Genomic DNA, 17,773 nt, shown 5'->3' with positions numbered 1-17,773 from the left:
CATGGCGAAGAAGGCCCTGATCCAGAAGGCGTCGGGCAAGCAGAAGTTCAAGGTGCGCGCCTACACTCGCTGCCAGCGCTGTGGCCGTCCGCGCGCCGTGTACAGGTCGTTCGGTCTGTGCCGCATCTGCGTTCGTGAGATGGCGCACCGCGGCGAGCTTCCCGGAGTCACCAAGTCCTCGTGGTGACTCTCGTCATCACTAAGAACGAAGGACCTCTCCGGAGGTCCGCTGCTTCGCCGAAGGCCTTCGGGAACCGCGGCGAGAAAGGCATGAACCCATGACGATGACCGACCCGATCGCAGACATGCTCACGCGTCTGCGCAACGCCAATTCGGCGTACCACGATCGCGTGTCGATGCCGCACTCGAAGCTCAAGGCCCACGTCGCCGAGATCCTCCAGCAGGAGGGCTACATCTCCGGCTGGACCGTCGCCGACCCGGCCGAGGGTGCCGTTGGCAAGGTCCTCACCGTTGACCTGAAGTACGGCCCCAACCGGGAGCGGAGCATCGCCGGCCTGCGGCGTGTCTCGAAGCCCGGCCTGCGGGTGTACGCGAAGTCCAACAGTCTGCCCCGCGTGCTGGGCGGCCTCGGCGTGGCGATCATCTCCACGTCATCCGGGCTGCTCACCGACCGGCAGGCCACGAAGCGCGGAGTGGGCGGGGAAGTCCTCGCCTACGTCTGGTAGGGGAGAGCATGTCACGCATCGGTAAACTGCCGATCCCGGTCCCTTCCGGCGTCGACGTCGCGATCGACGGCACGAACGTCACCGTGAAGGGCCCGAAGGGGACGCTCACCCACCAGGTCGTCGAGCCGATCACGGTCGGCCGGGCGGACGACGGGACGATCGAGGTCTCGCGCCCGAACGACGAGCGTCGGTCCAAGGAACGTCACGGGCTGACCCGCACGCTGGTGGCCAACATGATCGCCGGCGTCACCACCGGGTACAGCAAGACCCTGGAGATCCAGGGCACCGGTTACCGCGTCCAGGCCAAGGGTTCCGACCTCGAGTTCGCGCTCGGGTTCAGCCACCCGGTCACCGTCCGGCCGCCGGAGGGCATCACCTTCCGGGTCGAGAAGCCGACCACGTTCGTGGTCGAGGGCATCGACAAGCAGCTGGTCGGCGAGGTCGCCGCCAACATCCGCAAGATTCGTCCGCCGGAGCCCTACAAGGGCAAGGGCGTTCGTTACCAGGGCGAGAACGTCCGGCGTAAGGCCGGAAAGGCAGGTAAGTGATGGGTGCTCAGCTGCTTCACCGCAAGTCCGGGGCCGGCGTCTCCGCCGTCCGCCGGGTGGGCAAGGCACGCCGTCACTTCCGCCTCCGGAAGAAGGTCGCGGGCACCGAGACGCGTCCGCGTCTCGTCGTCACCCGGTCGACCCGGCACATCTACGCCCAGGTCATCGACGACACCGCCGGCCGCACGCTGGCGTCGGCCTCGACCCTCGACACCTCGATCCGGGGTGGCGACGGAGACAAGTCGGCCCAGGCCAAGAAGGTCGGCCAGCTCGTCGCCGAGCGCGCCAAGGCGGCCGGGATCGACGCGGTCGTCTTCGACCGCGGCGGCAACAAGTACCACGGGCGGATCGCGGCTCTGGCCGACGCCGCCCGCGAGGGTGGGCTGGAGTTCTGATGAACAACAGCACCGTAATCAGCTACGAGGGGAACGTCTGATGCCTGGTCAGCAGCGCCGAGGCGGTGGAGGCGGCGAGCGCCGGGACCGCCGCGACGGCGGGCGGGGCGGATCGGCCCCGGAGAAGTCGCCGCACATCGAGCGCGTAGTCGCGATCAACCGTGTGGCGAAGGTCGTCAAGGGTGGTCGTCGGTTCAGCTTCACCGCGCTGGTCGTGGTGGGCGACGGCGACGGCACCGTGGGTGTCGGCTACGGCAAGGCGAAGGAGGTGCCGGCCGCCATCGCGAAGGGTGTCGAGGAGGCCAAGAAGCACTTCTTCAAGGTGCCTCGGATCGGCTCCACCATCGCGCACCCCGTGCAGGGCGAGGACGCCGCTGGCGTCGTCCTGCTGAAGCCCGCCAGCCCCGGTACCGGTGTCATCGCCGGTGGCCCGGTGCGCGCGGTGCTGGAGTGCGCCGGTATCCACGACATCCTGAGCAAGAGCCTCGGCTCGTCGAACGCGATCAACATCGTGCACGCCACGATCGCGGCGCTGAAGATGATCGAGCGCCCGGAGGCCATCGCGGCTCGCCGCGGTCTCCCGCTCGAGGACGTCGCGCCCCGCGCCCTGCTGCGGGCTCGTGCGGCGGGAGGGGAGTGACGTGGCTCGGCTCAAGGTCACCCAGATCCGGTCGTCGATCGGCACCAAGCAGAACCACCGCCACACGCTGCGGTCGCTCGGCTTGAAGCGGATCAACGACGTCGTCGTGAAGGAAGACCGCCCCGAGATGCGCGGCATGGTTCACACCGTGCGCCACCTCGTGACGGTCGAGGAGGTCGAGTAACGCCATGGCCCTCAAGGTCCATCACCTGAAGCCGGCCCCTGGCGCTCACACCCCCAAGACCCGCGTGGGTCGTGGTGAGGGCTCCAAGGGTAAGACGGCCGGTCGCGGTACCAAGGGAACCAAGGCCCGTTACCAGGTTCCGGCTCGCTTCGAGGGTGGGCAGATGCCCATCCACATGCGACTGCCGAAGCTCAAGGGCTTCAAGAACCGGTTCCGGGTGGAGTACCAGGTCGTCAACCTGGAGCGGCTCGCGCAGCTGTTCCCGGACGGCGGCGAGATCGGTCCGGAAGAGCTCGCCCTGGCCGGTGCCGTCCGGCCGGGACGCCCGGTGAAGATCCTCGGAGACGGGGACCTCGGCGGCGTCACGCTCACCGCGACCGCGCACAAGTTCTCGGCCAGCGCCAAGGAGAAGATCCTGGCCGCCGGTGGCTCGGTCAACGAGCTCAGCGGCGCGGCTGCGCCGTCCGAGGACTGAAGTACAGCAACCGGTATCCGGCCCGGGCGGAACTCGCCCGGGCCGGACGTCGTTGGTCCCTATGGCTTCCTCAGCGCCTTCTCAGGGTGTTGTGCTCCCGTCGAGATTCGGCGTGGGGCACGGGAGACCGACTGACTGTTAGAGTTCGCAACACAGGCCCGCGCCTGACGGCGGAGCGGGCAGCCCCGACCATGACTTGGCCGCTAGTTCCTCGAGTGCGGAACTCGCGGCCTTACCGATCAGCGGGCCACGTCTGTACGACAGTGGGGTCCGTGCGCAGGAGGACTTGTGCTCGCCGCCTTCGGTAGGGCGTTTCGTACGCCCGACCTGCGCAAGAAGATCTTCTTCACGCTCTTCATCATCGCGATCTACCGGGTCGGCGCCACGCTGCCGTCGCCAGGCGTGTCGGTCACGAACATCAACGCGTGCATCGACCAGCTGAACACGGGTGGTGGCAGCGACGTACTCACGCTGCTGAACTTGTTCAGTGGCGGTGCGCTGCTGCAGCTCTCGGTGTTCGCGCTGGGCATCATGCCTTACATCACCGCCAGCATCATCCTGCAGCTGCTCGTCGTGGTCATTCCGCGGCTCGAGCAGCTCCGCAAGGAGGGCCAGGCGGGGCAATCGAAGATCACGCAGTACACGCGTTATCTGACGATCGGCCTGGCGATCCTGCAGTCGACCGGCTACATCGCCCTGGCCCGGAGTGGCAACCTCTTCCAGGGCTGCACGCTCTCGGTCATCCCGAGCAACACCGCCCAGCCCGAGTGGCTGACGCTGACGACGCTCGTGCTGACGATGACCGCGGGCACCGCCGTCGTCATGTGGCTCGGTGAGCTGATCACCGACCGCGGCGTCGGCAACGGCATGTCGGTGCTGATCTTCACGTCGATCGCGGCGCGGATCCCCTACGAGGGCCAGAACATCCTCGAAACCAAGGGTGGTCTCGTCTTCGGCATCGTGCTCGTGGTCGTCCTGGTCGTCATCGGCCTGGTGGTCTTCATCGAGCAGGCGCAGCGGCGGATTCCGGTCCAGTACGCGAAGCGGATGATCGGCCGGCGGATGTACGGCGGCACGTCCACCTACATCCCGTTGAAGGTCAACCAGGCCGGTGTCATCCCGGTGATCTTCGCCTCATCGCTGCTTTACCTGCCCCAGTTGTTCAGCCAGCTCGGCGACCCGAACAACCCCGGTTCGGTGCAGCGGTTCGTCGACAAGTGGATCACCCCGGCCGACTCCTGGGTGCACATCGCGCTGTATTTCGCACTGATCGTCTTCTTTACGTACTTCTACGTGGCGATCACGTTCAACCCGACCGAGGTCGCGGACAACATGCGAAAGTACGGCGGGTTCGTCCCCGGCATCCGGCCCGGTCGGCCGACCGCGGAGTATCTCGGCTACATTCTCAGCAGGATCACTCTTCCGGGGTCGATCTACCTGGGTATCATCGCGGTTCTTCCGAACTTGTTCATCTCACTACTCGACAACGGCGGCAACAGCACGCAGAACTTCCCCTTCGGGGGTACGGCGGTACTGATCATCGTCGGTGTCGGTCTCGAGACCGTTAAACAGATCGAGAGCCAGCTTATGCAGCGCAACTACGAAGGCTTCCTCCGCTAGTGCGGCTGGTACTGGTCGGCCCCCCGGGTGCGGGCAAGGGGACTCAGGCCGAGTTCATCGCAGCTCACCTCTGCGCGCCCAAGATCTCCACCGGTGACCTGTTCCGCTTCAACGTGGGGCAGGGCACCCCGCTGGGCGTCGAAGCGAAGAAGTACATGGACGCCGGTCAGCTCGTGCCGGACGAGATCACGATCAACATGGTCCGTCAGCGTCTCGCCGAGCCGGACGCAGGCGACGGTTTCCTGCTCGACGGGTTCCCGCGGAACGTCCCGCAGGCCGAGGTGCTCGACGACATGCTGAAGGAGCTCGGCGTCAAGATCGACGTCGTGCTCGAACTGGTGGTCGAGGACGACGAGGTGATCCGGCGGCTCTCCGGGCGCCGTACGTGCCGTGGTTGCGGGAAGATCTGGCACGTCGAGTTCGATCCGACCACCGTCGACGGGGTCTGCGACCGCTGCGACGGCCAGCTGTTCCAGCGTGACGACGACAAGCCGGAGACGATCGCCAAGCGCCTCGAGGTCTACCACGAGCAGACCGAGCCGCTGGTCGACTTCTACAGCGCCCAGGGCAAGCTGGTCGGGATCGACGCCACCGGTCCGGTGGAGGACGTCACCGATCGCGCCATCGACGCGCTGGGGCCGTTCGAATAGACCGAAGGTTGAAGGGCCGGGCTTTCGCCCGGCCCTTCAACCTGTCTCCACCCCACAAGGCGTGGGATGACCATCTGCCGGGTTTCCAAACACGTTCCTTCCCGAAGTACTGTCGGAACGTGTTCAGGACGCAGGAAATCCAGCTCAAGTCACCCGCCGACATCCTGCTGATGCGCGAGGCCGGCCTGGTCGTCGGGAAGACGCTGGAGCGCCTGCGCGCCGCGGTCGCACCGGGCATCTCCACCGGAGAACTCGACGCGATCGCCGAGGAATCGATCCGGTCGATGGGCGGCGTTCCGTCGTTCAAGGGCTACCACGGCTTCCCGGCGTCGATCTGTGCGTCGGTGAACGACCAGGTCGTCCACGGCATCCCGAGCCGGGGCCAGGTCCTGCACGACGGCGACCTGATCTCGATCGACTGCGGCGCGATCGTCGACGGCTGGCACGGCGACTCGGCGATCACCGTCGGCGTGGGCACGGTCGAAGAGAAGTACTTGACGATGGCCCAGGTCTGCGAAGACGCGATGTGGGCCGGCTTCGCCGCGGCGAGGGTCGGCGGGCGCCTCACCGACATCAGCTACGCGGTGGAAACCACGGTCCGGGCCGGCGGCGGATACGGCATCGTCAAGCACTACGGCGGCCACGGCATCGGCACCGAGATGCACCAGGACCCGCACGTGCTCAACTACGGCAAGCCGGGCCGCGGGCCGAAGCTGCGGGTGGGCATGGCGCTGGCGATCGAGCCCATGATCACGTTCGCCGACCCCGACACGGTCGAACTCGAAGACGGCTGGACGGTCGTGACCATCGACGGCTCGCGCGCCGCCCACACCGAACACACGTTCGTGCTCACCGAAGACGGCCCGTGGGTGCTGACCGCCCTCGACGGCGGTCTGGCCCGGCTCGGCGACGCGGTGACCCGGCAGCAGTCGCGAGACTGACTCGCCGTGGGTGGCCCGGGGGAGAGACACTGGACCCATGGCGTCGCCGTTACCGGAGAAACCCGAGCCTCCGCAGTCCCCGCCGGCCCTCAGGGTCGGGGACGCGGAGCGTCAGACCGTCGTCGCCAGGCTGCAGAAGGCCCTGGACGAGGGTCGGCTCGACCTGCACGAGTTCGACGAGCGAGCGGCCGCGGCCTACGCCGCCAAAACCGACGCCGACCTGGTGCCGCTCACCGCTGACCTTCCCGCGCAGCCCGGCAACACCCCTCGGCCTCCGGTCGCCGGGGGTGGCGAACGGGCGACCGAGGTCGCGGTACCGAGGCGAGCGGGGCTCACCGGTTCCGAGCGCAGCTGGGTGCGGATCGCGTTGATCCTCTCGGTGATCTGGGCCGTCACCAGCGTCGCGCGCGGCGAACCGTCGTTCTACTGGCCGATCTTCCCGATCGGGATCTGGGGTGCGGTGCTCCTGGCCAACCGGCTGACCGGGAAGCGCGACTAGCCCACCCGAGGGCGCGACGAGTACGGCCGAGCGGGCCGGTTTGGCGGGTCAGGCGCCGACAACGTAGACTTAGTTGCTGGCGCCTTGCGTCTGTTCTCTCGCTATGTCTAGCGAGGGACGCGGCTGAAGACCTGATGCGCCTCACCGAGTTTTACCGCCGGTGCCTCCGGGCCCGGAACGACGTCACGATTGCGGAGGACATGCCCAAGAAAGACGGGGCCATCGAAATCGAAGGCCGAGTGGTCGAAGCGCTGCCGAACGCGATGTTCCGCGTGGAGCTGCAAAACGGACACCTCGTCCTGGCTCACATTTCCGGCAAGATGCGGCAGCACTACATCCGCATCCTGCCCGAGGACCGGGTCGTCGTGGAGCTTTCGCCCTACGACCTGTCCCGTGGGCGCATCGTCTACCGCTACAAGTAATCGACAGCAGCGCGCTGGTCCCTCACGGCTGGCGGCGTTTTCTAGGAGATGGCGAACAGCCGTGAAGGTCAACCCGAGCGTCAAGCCGATCTGTGACAAGTGCAAGGTGATCCGCCGTCACGGCCGGGTCATGGTGATCTGCGAGAACCTGCGCCACAAGCAGCGCCAGGGCTGACCGCACCGTCGCCCTCTCCTCAGGGCGGTGCGAAGCAGGGAACCGAATTCAAGCGTCCGAGGCGTGAGCTGAGAAGCGAGCGTCCCACCCCCGGTCGGAGGCCGGGGCCCGTCTGGGCAGACGGGAACTCGAAGACGCTCAGACCTCCGCAGACGAAGGAGTACGCCCACCCATGGCACGTCTCGTCGGCGTAGACCTCCCCCGCGAAAAGCGGCTGGAGATCGCGCTCACGTACATCTTCGGCATCGGCCGGACCCGTTCTCTGGAGACGATCGCGGCGACCGGGCTCGACCCGAACGTCCGCGTTCGCGACCTGTCGGACGAAGACCTGGTTCGACTTCGTGACTACATCGAGGCTTCGTTCCGGGTCGAAGGTGACCTTCGCCGCGAGGTCGCCGCTGACATCCGGCGCAAGATCGAGATCGGTTGCTACCAGGGCATCCGGCACCGGCGCGGCCTTCCTGTGCGCGGTCAGCGCACGCACACCAACGCGCGCACCCGTAAGGGCCCGCGCAAGACCGTGGCCGGCAAGAAGAAGCCGGGCAAGAAGTAACCGCCCGCTGCCCAGCCTTAGCTACCGCATTTCTCGAGGAGACTTTTAGCAATGCCACCGAAGAGCCGTGGCGCCGGGGTCAAGAAGGTCCGGCGCAAGGAAAAGAAGAACGTCGCGCACGGCCACGCGCACATCAAGAGCACGTTCAACAACACGATCGTGTCGATCACGGACCCGCAGGGCAACGTGATCAGCTGGGCGTCCGCCGGCCACGTGGGCTTCAAGGGCTCGCGTAAGTCGACGCCGTTCGCTGCCCAGATGGCTGCCGAGAACGCTGCCCGCAAGGCGCAGGAGCACGGCATGCGCAAGGTCGACGTCTTCGTGAAGGGCCCGGGCTCCGGTCGCGAGACCGCCATCCGGTCGCTGCAGGCCACCGGTCTCGAGGTGGGGTCGATTTCCGACGTCACCCCGATGCCGCACAACGGCTGCCGCCCGCCCAAGCGCCGCCGCGTCTGATCAGCACCCACGTACGAGGAGACTGAGGAGAAATGGCCCGTTACACCGGTGCTGATTGCCGCCGTTGCCGGCGCGAGAAGATGAAGTTGTTCCTCAAGGGGAGCAAGTGCGACTCGCCGAAGTGCCCGATCGAGGTCCGGCCCTACCCGCCGGGCCAGCACGGCCGCGGTCGCACGAAGGACAGCGAGTACCTGCTGCAGCTGCGTGAGAAGCAGAAGGCCAAGCGCATTTACGGCGTTCTGGAGAAGCAGTTCGGCGGCTACTACGTCGAGGCGAACCGCAAGCAGGGCAAGACCGGCGACATCCTGCTCCAGATCCTGGAGTCCCGCCTGGACAACGTCGTGTACCGCGCCGGCTTCGCGAAGTCGCGTGACATGGCGCGCCAGGTCGTCCGCCACGGCCACGTCCTGGTCAACGGCGTCAAGGTCGACATCCCGTCCTACCGCGTGAGCGAGAACGACATCGTCGAGATCCGGGAGAAGTCCCGCGAGCTCACGCCGTTCGTCGTCGCCCGCGCCGAGGCCGGTTCGCGCGGGATCCCGGCCTGGCTCGAGGTTCTCACCAGCCAGATGCGGATCCTGGTGCACGCCCTCCCGGCCCGGCAGGTCATCGACACGCCGGTCCAGGAGCAGCTGATCGTCGAGCTCTACTCGAAGTAATCGGTGGGGCGGTGCGATGAGCACCGCCCCGTACGATTGTCAGTGCCGCGCAGGTCTTCTGCGCGGTAAGGCGGGCGTCAAATAGCGGATGCCCGGACCGACAGGAGTAAGAAGTGCTCATCACCCAGCGTCCTACGCTGACTGAAGAGTCCGTCAACGAGTACCGCTCGCGGTTCGCGATCGAGCCGCTGGAGCCCGGATTCGGCTACACGCTGGGCAACTCGCTCCGGCGCACGCTGCTGTCCTCGATCCCCGGTGCCGCGGTCACCAGCATCAAGATCGACGGCGTCCTGCACGAGTTCACCACCGTTCCGGGGGTGAAAGAGGACGTCACCGAGCTGATCCTGAACATCAAGCAGCTCGTGATCAGCTCCGAGAACGACGAGCCGGTCACGATGTACCTGCGCAAGCAGGGCCCCGGCACGGTCACCGCCGCCGACATCGCGCCGCCGGCGGGCGTCACCGTGCACAACACCGACCTGCACATCGCCACGATCAACGCGAAGGGCCGGCTCGAAATGGAGCTGACCGTCGAGCGTGGCCGTGGTTACGTCTCGGCGGTCCAGAACAAGCAGCCCGGGCAGGAGATCGGCCGTATTCCGGTCGACTCGATCTACTCGCCGGTGCTGAAGGTGAAGTACGCCGTCGAGGCGACCCGTGTCGAGCAGCGGACCGACTTCGACAAGCTGATCATCGACGTCGAGACGAAGAACTCGATCACCCCGCGGACGGCGCTGGCCTCGGCCGGCTCGACCCTGGTCGAGTTGTTCGGGCTCGCCCGTGAGCTCGACGAGACCGCCGAGGGCATCGACATCGGTCCGTCGCCGCAGGACGCCGCTCTCGCGGCCGACCTGGCGCTGCCGATCGAGGAGCTCGACCTGACGGTCCGTTCCTACAACTGCCTCAAGCGTGAGGGCATCCATTCCGTGGGTGAGCTCATCTCCCGCAGCGAGGCCGACCTCCTCGACATCCGCAACTTCGGTGCGAAGTCGATCGACGAGGTCAAGATGAAGCTGGCCACGATGGGTCTCGCGCTCAAGGACTCCCCGCCCGGGTTCGACCCGGCGAACGTCGTGGACACCTTCTCCGACGCCGACTACGACGGCGCCGACTACGCCGAGACCGAGCAGCTGTAACCCGCTGTCCGTGGTCGGACCTGAGTCAGGTCCGACCACGGAGCGGCCAACCGAGGAGCAAGCAAGATGCCCACGCCCACCAAGGGTCCCCGCCTCGGCGGTAGCCCGGCGCACGAGAAGCACCTGCTGTCGAACCTGGCACGGGCGCTGTTCGAGCACGGCCGGATCACCACCACCGAAGCCAAGGCGAAGCGGCTACGCCCGTACGCCGAGCGGCTGATCACCTTCGCCAAGCGCGGAGACCTGCACGCCCGTCGCCAGGTGCTCAGCCTGGTGCGGGACAAGGACGTGGTCGGTCACCTGTTCGCCGAGATCGGCCCGCGGTACGTCAACCGCCCCGGCGGTTACACCCGGATCGTCAAGACCGAGCCCCGCAAGGGTGACAACGCTCCGATGGCGATCATCGAGCTCGTCGAGGCGCTGACCGTGGCACAGGCGGCCGTCGGCGAGGCCGAGCGCGCTCGCGGCACCCGGTTCGCCAACGCCAAGGACGACAAGGCCGCGGCCCTGTCCGGCGACACCGACACCGACGCTGACACCGACGCCGACGACACCACGGTGGCCGAGGCCAAGGCTGAGGCCGCCGAGGCGAAGGCCGAGGCCGCTGAGGCCAAGGCGGAAGCCGCTGAGGCCAAGGCCGAGGCAGCCGAGGCGAAGGCCGACGCCGCCGAAGGCGACGAGAAGGCCTGATCCCCGCTGGATCCAATGCCTGACGACGGGCCCGCCGGTGACCACACCGGCGGGCTCGTTCGTGTGCGGCTCGACATCGCGTACGACGGCACCGGCTTTGCCGGCTGGGCGTTCCAGCAGGACCAGCGCACGGTCCAGGGCGTCCTCACCGAGGCGCTGGCCCGCGTCACCCGCACCGACGTCTCGCTGACCGTGGCCGGCCGGACCGACGCCGGCGTCCACGCCTCCGGGCAGGTCGCCCACCTCGACCTCCCGGCCGAGGTCTGGGACACCCTCGAGGCGTCCCTGGTCCGCCGTCTTTCCGGTGTCCTTCCGGGGGACGTCCGGCTGCGGGCGGTTTCGCGCGCGCACCCGGACTTCGACGCCCGTTTCGGCGCGCTCCGGCGGCGGTACGTGTACCGCATCACCGACGCCCCGTGGGGAGCCGAACCGCTGCGCCGCCACGACACGCTGGCCTGGCCGCGGCGCCTGGATCTCGAGGCGATGCGGGAGGCCGCGCGCCACTTGCTCGGTGAGCACGACTTCGCCGCGTTCTGCCGCCGCCGCGAGGGGGCCACCACGGTCCGGGGCCTGCAGGAGTTCCGCTGGGAGATCGCCGGCGAGGGCCCCGGCCGCGTGCTGCAGGCGCACCTGGCCGCCGACGCGTTCTGCCACTCGATGGTCCGGAGCCTGATCGGCGCGCTGCTGGCCGTCGGCGAAGGACGCCATCCGGCCGAGTGGCCGGCCGGTCTGCTCACCCGCTCCGAGCGGGCGAACAACGTCACGGTGGCGCCTCCGCACGGACTGACGCTGGTCGCGGTCGAGTACCCGGCCGACGACGAGCTCTCCGCCCGTATCGACCTCACCCGGCGCGTCCGGACGCTCGATACCAAGATGGGCACGTGACCCACTCTGTCGACTGGTCCCGCCTGACCCATGCCTACGGCAGCGCCGAGGACGTTCCGCGTCACGTGGCCGCGCTCCGGTCGGACGACGCGGACGTCCGGGACGAGGCGCTCGGTGCCCTGTTCAGCAGCGTCGTCCACCAGGGCACCCGCTATCCGGCCAGCGCGTACGCGGTGCCGTTGCTGCTCGACCTGATGGGCGACCCGACCGTGCCCGACCGCGCGTTCATCGGGCAGCTGCTGGCGATGATCGCGATCGGCGGCGACGAGGCCTGGCTGCCCGAGACCCTGCCGGTCGACGAGCTGCGGCTGCAGTCGATCGGCGGCGAGGACGCGATGGCCCGGGTGCTGCGCAGCGGCTGGGACGGTCTGTCGATCGACGACCAGGCCAAGGTCGACGCGCTGGCCGAGGAGCGGGCCTACGACGCCGTGGCCGCCGGGTTACCGCTGCTGCGCCGTCTGGCCACCAGGCCCGCCGCGGTCGCCGTCGCCGCCGGAAAGGCCGAAGCCGCGGCGGCGGCCCTCGGTGCGGACGCCTCGGCCGCCGCCGCGTCCGCCGCCGCCGTGGCCGAGGGAGCCACCGGGAGCACCGGCATCACGGCGGCCGCGCTCCCGCCGGCCGGGTCCACGCCGATGGGGGCACTACCGGACGACGACGGCGTCGCGTTGGTCGCGGCCTACACGATCGGCTGGTTCCCGGACGCCGACCCGGACGCCTCGCTGGTGACACTCGACGCGCTCGCAGCCGTCGGCGACGAGGCCGAGACCGCGGTGGCCGTCGTCGCGGCCGGGCTGCTGGGTGCGTCCGGTAGCGAGTCGATGGCACTCCGGGCTCTGACCGAGGCGCGGCCGGTCGTCCGCTGGGCCGGTGCGATCGCGCTCGCGAAACTGCGCGGCCCCGCGGCCGGGCCGGACGTGGCCGCCGAGCTGCTGCACTGGGCCGGCGGCGGCAGCGCGCCGGACGTCCGGATGCCCTACCTGAACGGCGACCTGGCCGGCTACGCGGCGCTCGCGCTGCGTCAGCTCGGCCCGGCCGTGGACGCGGACGCGTTCAACGCGTTCCTCGCCCGTCTGCCGCAGGTGCAGGCGTCACCCGCGCTGACGGTCGCCGGGGAGGCGCTCCGGCTGGCCTGCCCGCACGGCCCGGTGTTCGCGAACACGCCGTTCACCGCTCTGGAAGGTCGCCAGCAGCGGCTGGCCCAGGTGCTCGCCGCGTCGCCACGTACGTGGCTCTACGACGAGCTCCCCTTCGGCAACTTCGCGATGCTGCTCGGCGAGTACGGCTTTCCCGACTCCCACGACGCGATGCGCCAGTACGTGAGCCCTTTTTAGCCTAGTAAGTCAGCCCTTCAGGGCCGCTCCGACGACCTCGCGGGCTTCCTCCTGGATGCGCGCGAGGTCGTCGGCGCCCTTGAACGACTCGGCGTAGATCTTGTAGACGTCCTCGGTGCCCGAGGGCCGGGCCGCGAACCAGCCCGTCTCGGTGACGACCTTCAGCCCGCCGATCGGCGCGTCGTTGCCGGGCGCCGAGGTCAGCTTCGCGACGATCGGCTCGCCCGCCAGCGACTCGGCGGTCACCTGCGACGGCGAGAGCTTGCCCAGCAGGGCCTTCTGCTCGCGCGTGGCGGGCGCGTCCACCCGGGCGTAGGCCGGGGCACCGAACTGCTCCGTCAACGCCGCGTAGTGGACGCTGGGGGTCTTGCCGGTCACCGCGGTGATCTCGGCCGCGAGCAGGTCGAGGATGAGCCCGTCCTTGTCGGTGGTCCAGACCCGCCCGTCCCGGCGCAGGAACGACGCCCCGGCGCTCTCTTCGCCCCCGAACGCCACCGAGCCGTCGAGCAGCCCGGGAACGAACCACTTGAACCCGACCGGCACCTCGACCAGCCGACGTCCCAGCGACGACGCGACCCGGTCGATCATCGACGACGAGACCAGCGTCTTGCCGATCGCGGCGTGGGCCGGCCAGCCCTCGCGGTGCGCGTAGAGGTACTGGATCGCGACGGCCAGGTAGTGGTTCGGGTTCATCAGCCCGGCGTCCGGCGTCACGATGCCGTGCCGGTCGGCGTCCGCGTCGTTGCCGGTGGCGAGGTCGAACTCGGACCGGCGGGTGATCAGCGACGCCATCGCCGAAGGCGAGGAGCAGTCCATCCGGATCTTGCCGTCCCAGTCCAGCGTCATGAACCGGAAGTCGGCCTCGACCAGCGGGTTCACCACGGTCATCGCGAGCTTGTAGCGGTCGGCGATCTCGCCCCAGTAGGCGACCGAGGCCCCGCCCAGCGGGTCCGCCCCGATCCGCAGGCCGGAGGCCGCGATCGCGTCCAGGTCGACGACGTTCGGCAGGTCGCCGACGTACTTGTCGAGGTAGTCGTACGTCGACGTGGTGTCGGCCCGGCGGGCGCGCTCGAACGGCACCCGCTTGATTCCCCGCAGACCGTCGGCGATCAGGTCGTTCGCGCGCTCCTGGATCCACTTCGTGGCGTCGGTGTCGGCCGGGCCGCCGTGGGTGGGGTTGTACTTGAAACCGCCCTCGTCCGGCGGGTTGTGCGACGGGGTGACCACCACGCCGTCGGCCAGGTGCTGCGTGCGGCCGCGGTTCCAGGCCAGGATCGCGTGCGACAGCGCCGGGGTCGGCGTGTAGCCGTTCCGCGAGTCGACCAGCGTGGTGACGCCGTTCGCGGCGAACACCTCGAGCGCGGTCGTCCAGGCCGGCTCGCTCAGCGCGTGCGTGTCGCGGCCCAGGTAGAGCGGGCCGTCGGTGCCCTGCGCGGCGCGGTACTCGACGATCGCCTGGCTGGTCGCGGCGATGTGGTCGTCGTTGAACGCGCGCTTCAGGCTCGATCCGCGGTGCCCGGAGGTGCCGAACGCGACCCGCTGTTCGATCGTGGCCGGATCGGGGTGCTCGGCGTAGTACGCGGTGATGAGGTGGGCGATGTCGACGAGATCGGACGGCTCGGCCGGCTGCCCGGCGCGCGGATTGGTCGACATGGTGAGCTCCTCACGAAAACTGGGATGACCAGCGGGCGGGGTTCAGGGAGAATCATCCCCCCGTGGGCTACGTCGAAGTATCTGGGCTGGGGCAGACACTGCCCGACGGTCGTGAACTGTTCCGCGAGGTGTCTTTCCGGGTGGGGGAAGGCGCAACCGTTGCGCTCGTCGGCGCGAACGGCGCGGGCAAGACGACGCTGCTGCGAATGATCTCCGGCGACGCGACGCCGCAGCAGGGATCGGTCACCACGGTCGGCGGGCTCGGCGTGATGCGCCAGTTCATCGGCTCGGTGCGGGATCAAACCAGCGTGCGGGACCTCCTCGTCAGCCTGGCCCCGGCCGCGATCCGCACCGCCGGTGAACAGCTCGAGAGAGCCGAGCTCGCGATGATGGAACGCGAGGACGAGCCGACCCAGCTGCGCTACGCCGAGGCGCTGTCCGGCTGGGGTGACGCCGGCGGGTACGACGCCGAGGTGCTCTGGGACACGGTCACCGTCGCCGCGCTCGGCGTCCCGTTCGACCGGGCTCAGCACCGGATGGTCCGCACGCTCTCCGGTGGTGAGCAGAAGCGCCTCGCGCTGGAGGCGCTGCTCCGTGGCCCCGAGGAGGTGCTGCTGCTCGACGAGCCCGACAACTACCTCGACGTCCCGGGCAAGCGCTGGCTGGAGGAGCGGCTGGTCGAGACGCCGAAGACCGTCCTGTTCGTCAGCCACGACCGCGAGCTGCTGGCCCGCACCGCCACCCACGTCGTCACGCTCGAAGCGCACTCGGCCTGGGTGCACGGCGGCGGGTTCGAGAGCTACCACGCGGCGCGCGGCGCGCGCCTCGACCGGCTCGACGAGCTGCACCGGCGCTGGAACGAGGAGCACACCCGCCTCAAAGATCTGGTCCGGACGCTGCAGCAGCAGGCCAAGAACAGCGAGGCGATGGCGGCGAAGTACCACGCGATGCAGACCCGCCTGCGCAAGTTCGAAGAGGCCGGGCCACCGCCGGAACGACCGGTTTCCGAGCAGGTGAAGATGCGTCTCGGCGGCGGCCGCACCGGCGTCCGGGCCGTGATCTGCGAGAAGCTCGAGCTCAGCGGCCTGATGAAGCCGTTCGACCTGGAGGTCTACTACGGCGAGCGGGTCGCGGTGCTGGGCGCGAACGGCAGCGGCAAGAGCCACTTCCTGCGCCTGCTCGGTGGCGACCAGGTGGCCCACACGGGCTCGTGGCGGCTCGGGGCCCGGGTCGTCGCCGGCCTGTTCGCGCAGACCCACGAGCACCCCGAATGGGTCGGGAAGCCGCTGGTCGAGATCCTCAACCGGGGGTCGGGCACCCGCCGGGGCGTCGACCGGGGGAAGGCGATCTCGGCGCTGCGCCGGTACGGGCTGCAGTCCCAGGCCGACCAGGACTTCGCGACGCTCTCCGGCGGGCAGCAGGCCCGGTTCCAGGTGCTGCTGCTGGAGCTGGCCGGCTGCACGTTGCTGCTGCTCGACGAACCGACCGACAACCTCGACGTGCAGTCGGCCGAGGCGCTGGAGGAAGGACTGGCCGCGTTCGACGGCACGGTGCTGGCGGTGACGCACGACCGCTGGTTCGCGCGAAGCTTCGACCGGTACCTGTCGTTCGCCGCCGACGGCGAGGTCCGCGAGACCACCGAACCGGTGTGGGACAGCGGGCGGGTGGTGAGAGCCCGCTAGCCGCACAGTGCGGATCAGGCGTCGCGGCGGCGCAGCACGACGTAGCCGGCCGTGAGCGCCGCGGCGGCCCAGACCCCGAGCAGGCCCAGGCCGGTCCACGGGCCGTAGTCGCGGGCCCAGCGCGGGTCGTCCTGAGGGCCCGCCAGGTGCAGCATCACCCAGCCGAGCTGGTCCGGCAGGTACTGGGTGACGGTGTTCAGGTGCGGCACGTTGCCCAGCCCCTGGGAGCCGAGCAGCAGCAGCGGAAGCAGCACTCCCAGCGACGCCACCGGGTTGCGCAGCGCGGTCGCGACGCCGAAGGCGAACATCCCGATCAGCACCAGGTAGATCCACGCGCCGACGAGGGGGGCGTCTCCCGGACCGACTCCCCGCTCGCCGAGCACGGCCCGGGCCGGGAAGAACGCAGCCGGCACGGCGAGGGCCGCGGCCACCCCGAGCGAGCCCGTGACGGCCAGACCCTTCGCGACGAAGAACGCCCCCCGGCGTGGCACGGCCACCAGCGACAGCCGGATCGTCCCCGAGCGGTATTCGGAACCGACCGCCTGCACCGCGAACACCACGAGCGCGAGCTGGGCCAGCGTCAGTCCGTAGAACGCGGTGAACACCGGCTCGAACCGGTCGTCGGGCACGTCGCGCATCGCCGAACCGAGCAGCGCACCGAGCCCGGCCGCCGATACCACGGCCAGCCCGAGCAGGACCGCCGCCGACCGCAACGAGAACAGCTTCGTCAGCTCAGCGCGGATCACGAGACCAGCCTCAGGAACGCGTCCTCGAGCGAGCCGGCGTCGCCGACGAAGTCGTCCAGCGAGGAGTCGGCGAGGAGCCGCCCGCGGGCCAGCACCAACAGGTGGTCGGCGGTCAGTGCCATCTCGCTCATCAGGTGGCTGGAAACCAGCACGGTCCGGCCCTCGGCGGCGGCGTTCCTGGCCATCGTCCGGAACCAGCGGATCGCCTCCGGGTCGAGCCCGTTCGTCGGCTCGTCGAACAGCAGGATCGGCGGATCGCCGAGCAGCGCGGCCGCGATCCCGAGCCGCCGGCTCATGCCGAGCGAGTACGTGCCGGTCCGGCGTCGCGCCACGTCGTCGAGCCCGACCAGCGTGAGCACCTCGTCGATCCGGGCGGCCGGGATCCGGTTGGACTGCGCCAGCCAGAGCAGGTGCGCGTAGCCCGACCGTCCGCGGTGCGCGGCCGGCCCGTCGAGCAGCGCACCCACGTGGCGCAGGGGGTGGCGCAGGTCCGCGTACCGGTGGCCGTCGATCGTCACCGCGCCGGCCGTCGGACGGTCGAGGCCGAGGATCAGCCGCAGCGTGGTCGACTTCCCGGCGCCGTTCGGGCCGAGGAACCCGGTCACCTGACCGGGTCGGATGGTGCAGGTCAGAGCGTCCACCGCCGTCGTACGACGGTAGCGTTTGGACAGTTCCCGCAGTTCGAGCATTTCTTGACGCTAGGCCGCGCGCCGCCGCCGGACAGCCGGCGAAAGTTGGCGGACTTCG

At 69.3% G+C, this 17,773-nt stretch carries 24 protein-coding genes; 21 read left to right on the top strand and 3 right to left on the bottom strand.

Annotated features, from left to right (window positions below; genetic code table 11):
* Position 1: 1 nt before the first annotated feature.
* From ACIBZJ_RS29605 to ACIBZJ_RS29510, 20 genes are all read left to right on the top strand, one after another.
* A complete protein-coding gene (locus ACIBZJ_RS29605; protein ID WP_073259052.1) occupies positions 2-187 on the top strand; it encodes a type Z 30S ribosomal protein S14 in 186 nt (61 codons plus the stop codon).
* Positions 188-278: 91 nt separating this feature from the next.
* The gene (gene rpsH, locus ACIBZJ_RS29600; protein ID WP_395935311.1) at positions 279-686 is read left to right on the top strand and encodes a 30S ribosomal protein S8; all 408 of its coding nucleotides are present in this window, start codon (positions 279-281) and stop codon (positions 684-686) included.
* Positions 687-694: 8 nt separating this feature from the next.
* Complete coding sequence (rplF, locus tag ACIBZJ_RS29595; protein WP_395935309.1) at positions 695-1,234, top strand: 50S ribosomal protein L6; 540 nt, start codon at positions 695-697, stop codon at positions 1,232-1,234.
* Positions 1,234-1,629: a 50S ribosomal protein L18 gene (gene rplR / locus ACIBZJ_RS29590; protein WP_395935307.1), complete on the top strand. Its 396-nt coding sequence runs from the start codon at positions 1,234-1,236 to the stop codon at positions 1,627-1,629. Before rplF ends, rplR begins: the two co-directional genes overlap by 1 nt.
* A 40-nt stretch (positions 1,630-1,669) precedes the next feature.
* Entirely contained in the window at positions 1,670-2,269 is a 600-nt protein-coding gene (gene rpsE, locus ACIBZJ_RS29585; protein WP_395935305.1) for a 30S ribosomal protein S5, read from the top strand.
* A 1-nt stretch (position 2,270) separates the two neighbouring features.
* Complete coding sequence (gene rpmD, locus ACIBZJ_RS29580) at positions 2,271-2,453, top strand: 50S ribosomal protein L30 (RefSeq protein WP_395935303.1); 183 nt, start codon at positions 2,271-2,273, stop codon at positions 2,451-2,453.
* A 4-nt stretch (positions 2,454-2,457) separates the two neighbouring features.
* Positions 2,458-2,928: a 50S ribosomal protein L15 gene (rplO, locus tag ACIBZJ_RS29575; protein WP_395935301.1), complete on the top strand. Its 471-nt coding sequence runs from the start codon at positions 2,458-2,460 to the stop codon at positions 2,926-2,928.
* A gap of 288 nt (positions 2,929-3,216) precedes the next feature.
* Positions 3,217-4,548 (top strand): preprotein translocase subunit SecY, encoded by a 1,332-nt coding sequence (secY, locus tag ACIBZJ_RS29570; RefSeq protein ID WP_395935299.1) that lies wholly within the window; start codon positions 3,217-3,219, stop codon positions 4,546-4,548.
* Positions 4,548-5,198: an adenylate kinase gene (locus ACIBZJ_RS29565; RefSeq protein WP_395935297.1), complete on the top strand. Its 651-nt coding sequence runs from the start codon at positions 4,548-4,550 to the stop codon at positions 5,196-5,198. Before secY ends, ACIBZJ_RS29565 begins: the two co-directional genes overlap by 1 nt.
* A gap of 119 nt (positions 5,199-5,317) precedes the next feature.
* The gene (gene map / locus ACIBZJ_RS29560; protein WP_395935295.1) at positions 5,318-6,139 is read left to right on the top strand and encodes a type I methionyl aminopeptidase; all 822 of its coding nucleotides are present in this window, start codon (positions 5,318-5,320) and stop codon (positions 6,137-6,139) included.
* Between the two features lie 37 nt (positions 6,140-6,176).
* A complete protein-coding gene (locus ACIBZJ_RS29555) occupies positions 6,177-6,638 on the top strand; it encodes a DUF1707 domain-containing protein (protein WP_395935293.1) in 462 nt (153 codons plus the stop codon).
* A gap of 200 nt (positions 6,639-6,838) precedes the next feature.
* A complete protein-coding gene (gene infA, locus ACIBZJ_RS29550; RefSeq protein ID WP_035857803.1) occupies positions 6,839-7,060 on the top strand; it encodes a translation initiation factor IF-1 in 222 nt (73 codons plus the stop codon).
* Positions 7,061-7,121: 61 nt separating this feature from the next.
* Positions 7,122-7,235: a 50S ribosomal protein L36 gene (gene rpmJ / locus ACIBZJ_RS29545; protein ID WP_035857802.1), complete on the top strand. Its 114-nt coding sequence runs from the start codon at positions 7,122-7,124 to the stop codon at positions 7,233-7,235.
* Between the two features lie 172 nt (positions 7,236-7,407).
* Positions 7,408-7,788: a 30S ribosomal protein S13 gene (rpsM, locus tag ACIBZJ_RS29540; RefSeq protein WP_395935291.1), complete on the top strand. Its 381-nt coding sequence runs from the start codon at positions 7,408-7,410 to the stop codon at positions 7,786-7,788.
* Positions 7,789-7,839: 51 nt separating this feature from the next.
* Positions 7,840-8,244 carry a 30S ribosomal protein S11 gene (rpsK, locus tag ACIBZJ_RS29535; protein ID WP_035857800.1) on the top strand — a complete coding sequence of 135 codons (405 nt, stop codon included), beginning with the start codon at positions 7,840-7,842 and terminating at the stop codon, positions 8,242-8,244.
* Between the two features lie 32 nt (positions 8,245-8,276).
* Positions 8,277-8,903, top strand: a complete 627-nt coding sequence (gene rpsD, locus ACIBZJ_RS29530) for a 30S ribosomal protein S4 (RefSeq protein ID WP_395935288.1) — start codon at positions 8,277-8,279, stop codon at positions 8,901-8,903.
* Positions 8,904-9,016: 113 nt separating this feature from the next.
* Positions 9,017-10,039 carry a DNA-directed RNA polymerase subunit alpha gene (locus tag ACIBZJ_RS29525; protein WP_395935286.1) on the top strand — a complete coding sequence of 341 codons (1,023 nt, stop codon included), beginning with the start codon at positions 9,017-9,019 and terminating at the stop codon, positions 10,037-10,039.
* A 66-nt stretch (positions 10,040-10,105) separates the two neighbouring features.
* Positions 10,106-10,729 carry a 50S ribosomal protein L17 gene (rplQ, locus tag ACIBZJ_RS29520; RefSeq protein WP_395935284.1) on the top strand — a complete coding sequence of 208 codons (624 nt, stop codon included), beginning with the start codon at positions 10,106-10,108 and terminating at the stop codon, positions 10,727-10,729.
* A gap of 15 nt (positions 10,730-10,744) precedes the next feature.
* Positions 10,745-11,614, top strand: a complete 870-nt coding sequence (gene truA, locus ACIBZJ_RS29515; RefSeq protein ID WP_395935282.1) for a tRNA pseudouridine(38-40) synthase TruA — start codon at positions 10,745-10,747, stop codon at positions 11,612-11,614.
* Positions 11,611-12,945 carry a hypothetical protein gene (locus tag ACIBZJ_RS29510; protein WP_395935280.1) on the top strand — a complete coding sequence of 445 codons (1,335 nt, stop codon included), beginning with the start codon at positions 11,611-11,613 and terminating at the stop codon, positions 12,943-12,945. The genes truA and ACIBZJ_RS29510 overlap by 4 nt, the downstream gene beginning before the upstream one ends.
* Before the next feature lie 9 nt (positions 12,946-12,954).
* On the opposite strand, the gene pgm is transcribed toward ACIBZJ_RS29510, so the two are convergent.
* The gene (pgm, locus tag ACIBZJ_RS29505) at positions 12,955-14,598 is read right to left on the bottom strand and encodes a phosphoglucomutase (alpha-D-glucose-1,6-bisphosphate-dependent) (RefSeq protein ID WP_395935278.1); all 1,644 of its coding nucleotides are present in this window, start codon (positions 14,596-14,598) and stop codon (positions 12,955-12,957) included.
* A gap of 62 nt (positions 14,599-14,660) precedes the next feature.
* On the opposite strand from pgm, the gene ACIBZJ_RS29500 reads away from it, so the two are divergent.
* On the top strand, positions 14,661-16,280 hold the full coding sequence (locus ACIBZJ_RS29500; RefSeq protein ID WP_395935276.1) for an ABC-F family ATP-binding cassette domain-containing protein: 1,620 nt from the start codon (positions 14,661-14,663) through the stop codon (positions 16,278-16,280).
* 14 nt (positions 16,281-16,294) lie between these two features.
* Here ACIBZJ_RS29500 and ACIBZJ_RS29495 read toward each other — a convergent pair whose 3' ends face one another.
* Positions 16,295-17,026 (bottom strand): ABC transporter permease, encoded by a 732-nt coding sequence (locus ACIBZJ_RS29495; RefSeq protein WP_395935275.1) that lies wholly within the window; start codon positions 17,024-17,026, stop codon positions 16,295-16,297.
* Positions 17,023-17,715 carry an ABC transporter ATP-binding protein gene (locus ACIBZJ_RS29490; protein ID WP_395935273.1) on the bottom strand — a complete coding sequence of 231 codons (693 nt, stop codon included), beginning with the start codon at positions 17,713-17,715 and terminating at the stop codon, positions 17,023-17,025. The genes ACIBZJ_RS29495 and ACIBZJ_RS29490 overlap by 4 nt, the downstream gene beginning before the upstream one ends.
* Between the last annotated feature and the right edge of the window lie 58 nt (positions 17,716-17,773).

This window comes from Cryptosporangium sp. NPDC051539 (assembly GCF_044454545.1).
Taxonomy (GTDB): Bacteria; Actinomycetota; Actinomycetes; order Mycobacteriales; family Cryptosporangiaceae; genus Cryptosporangium.
Note: the sequence above shows the minus strand (reverse complement) of the source record. Positions and strands in the feature narration are given on the sequence as shown.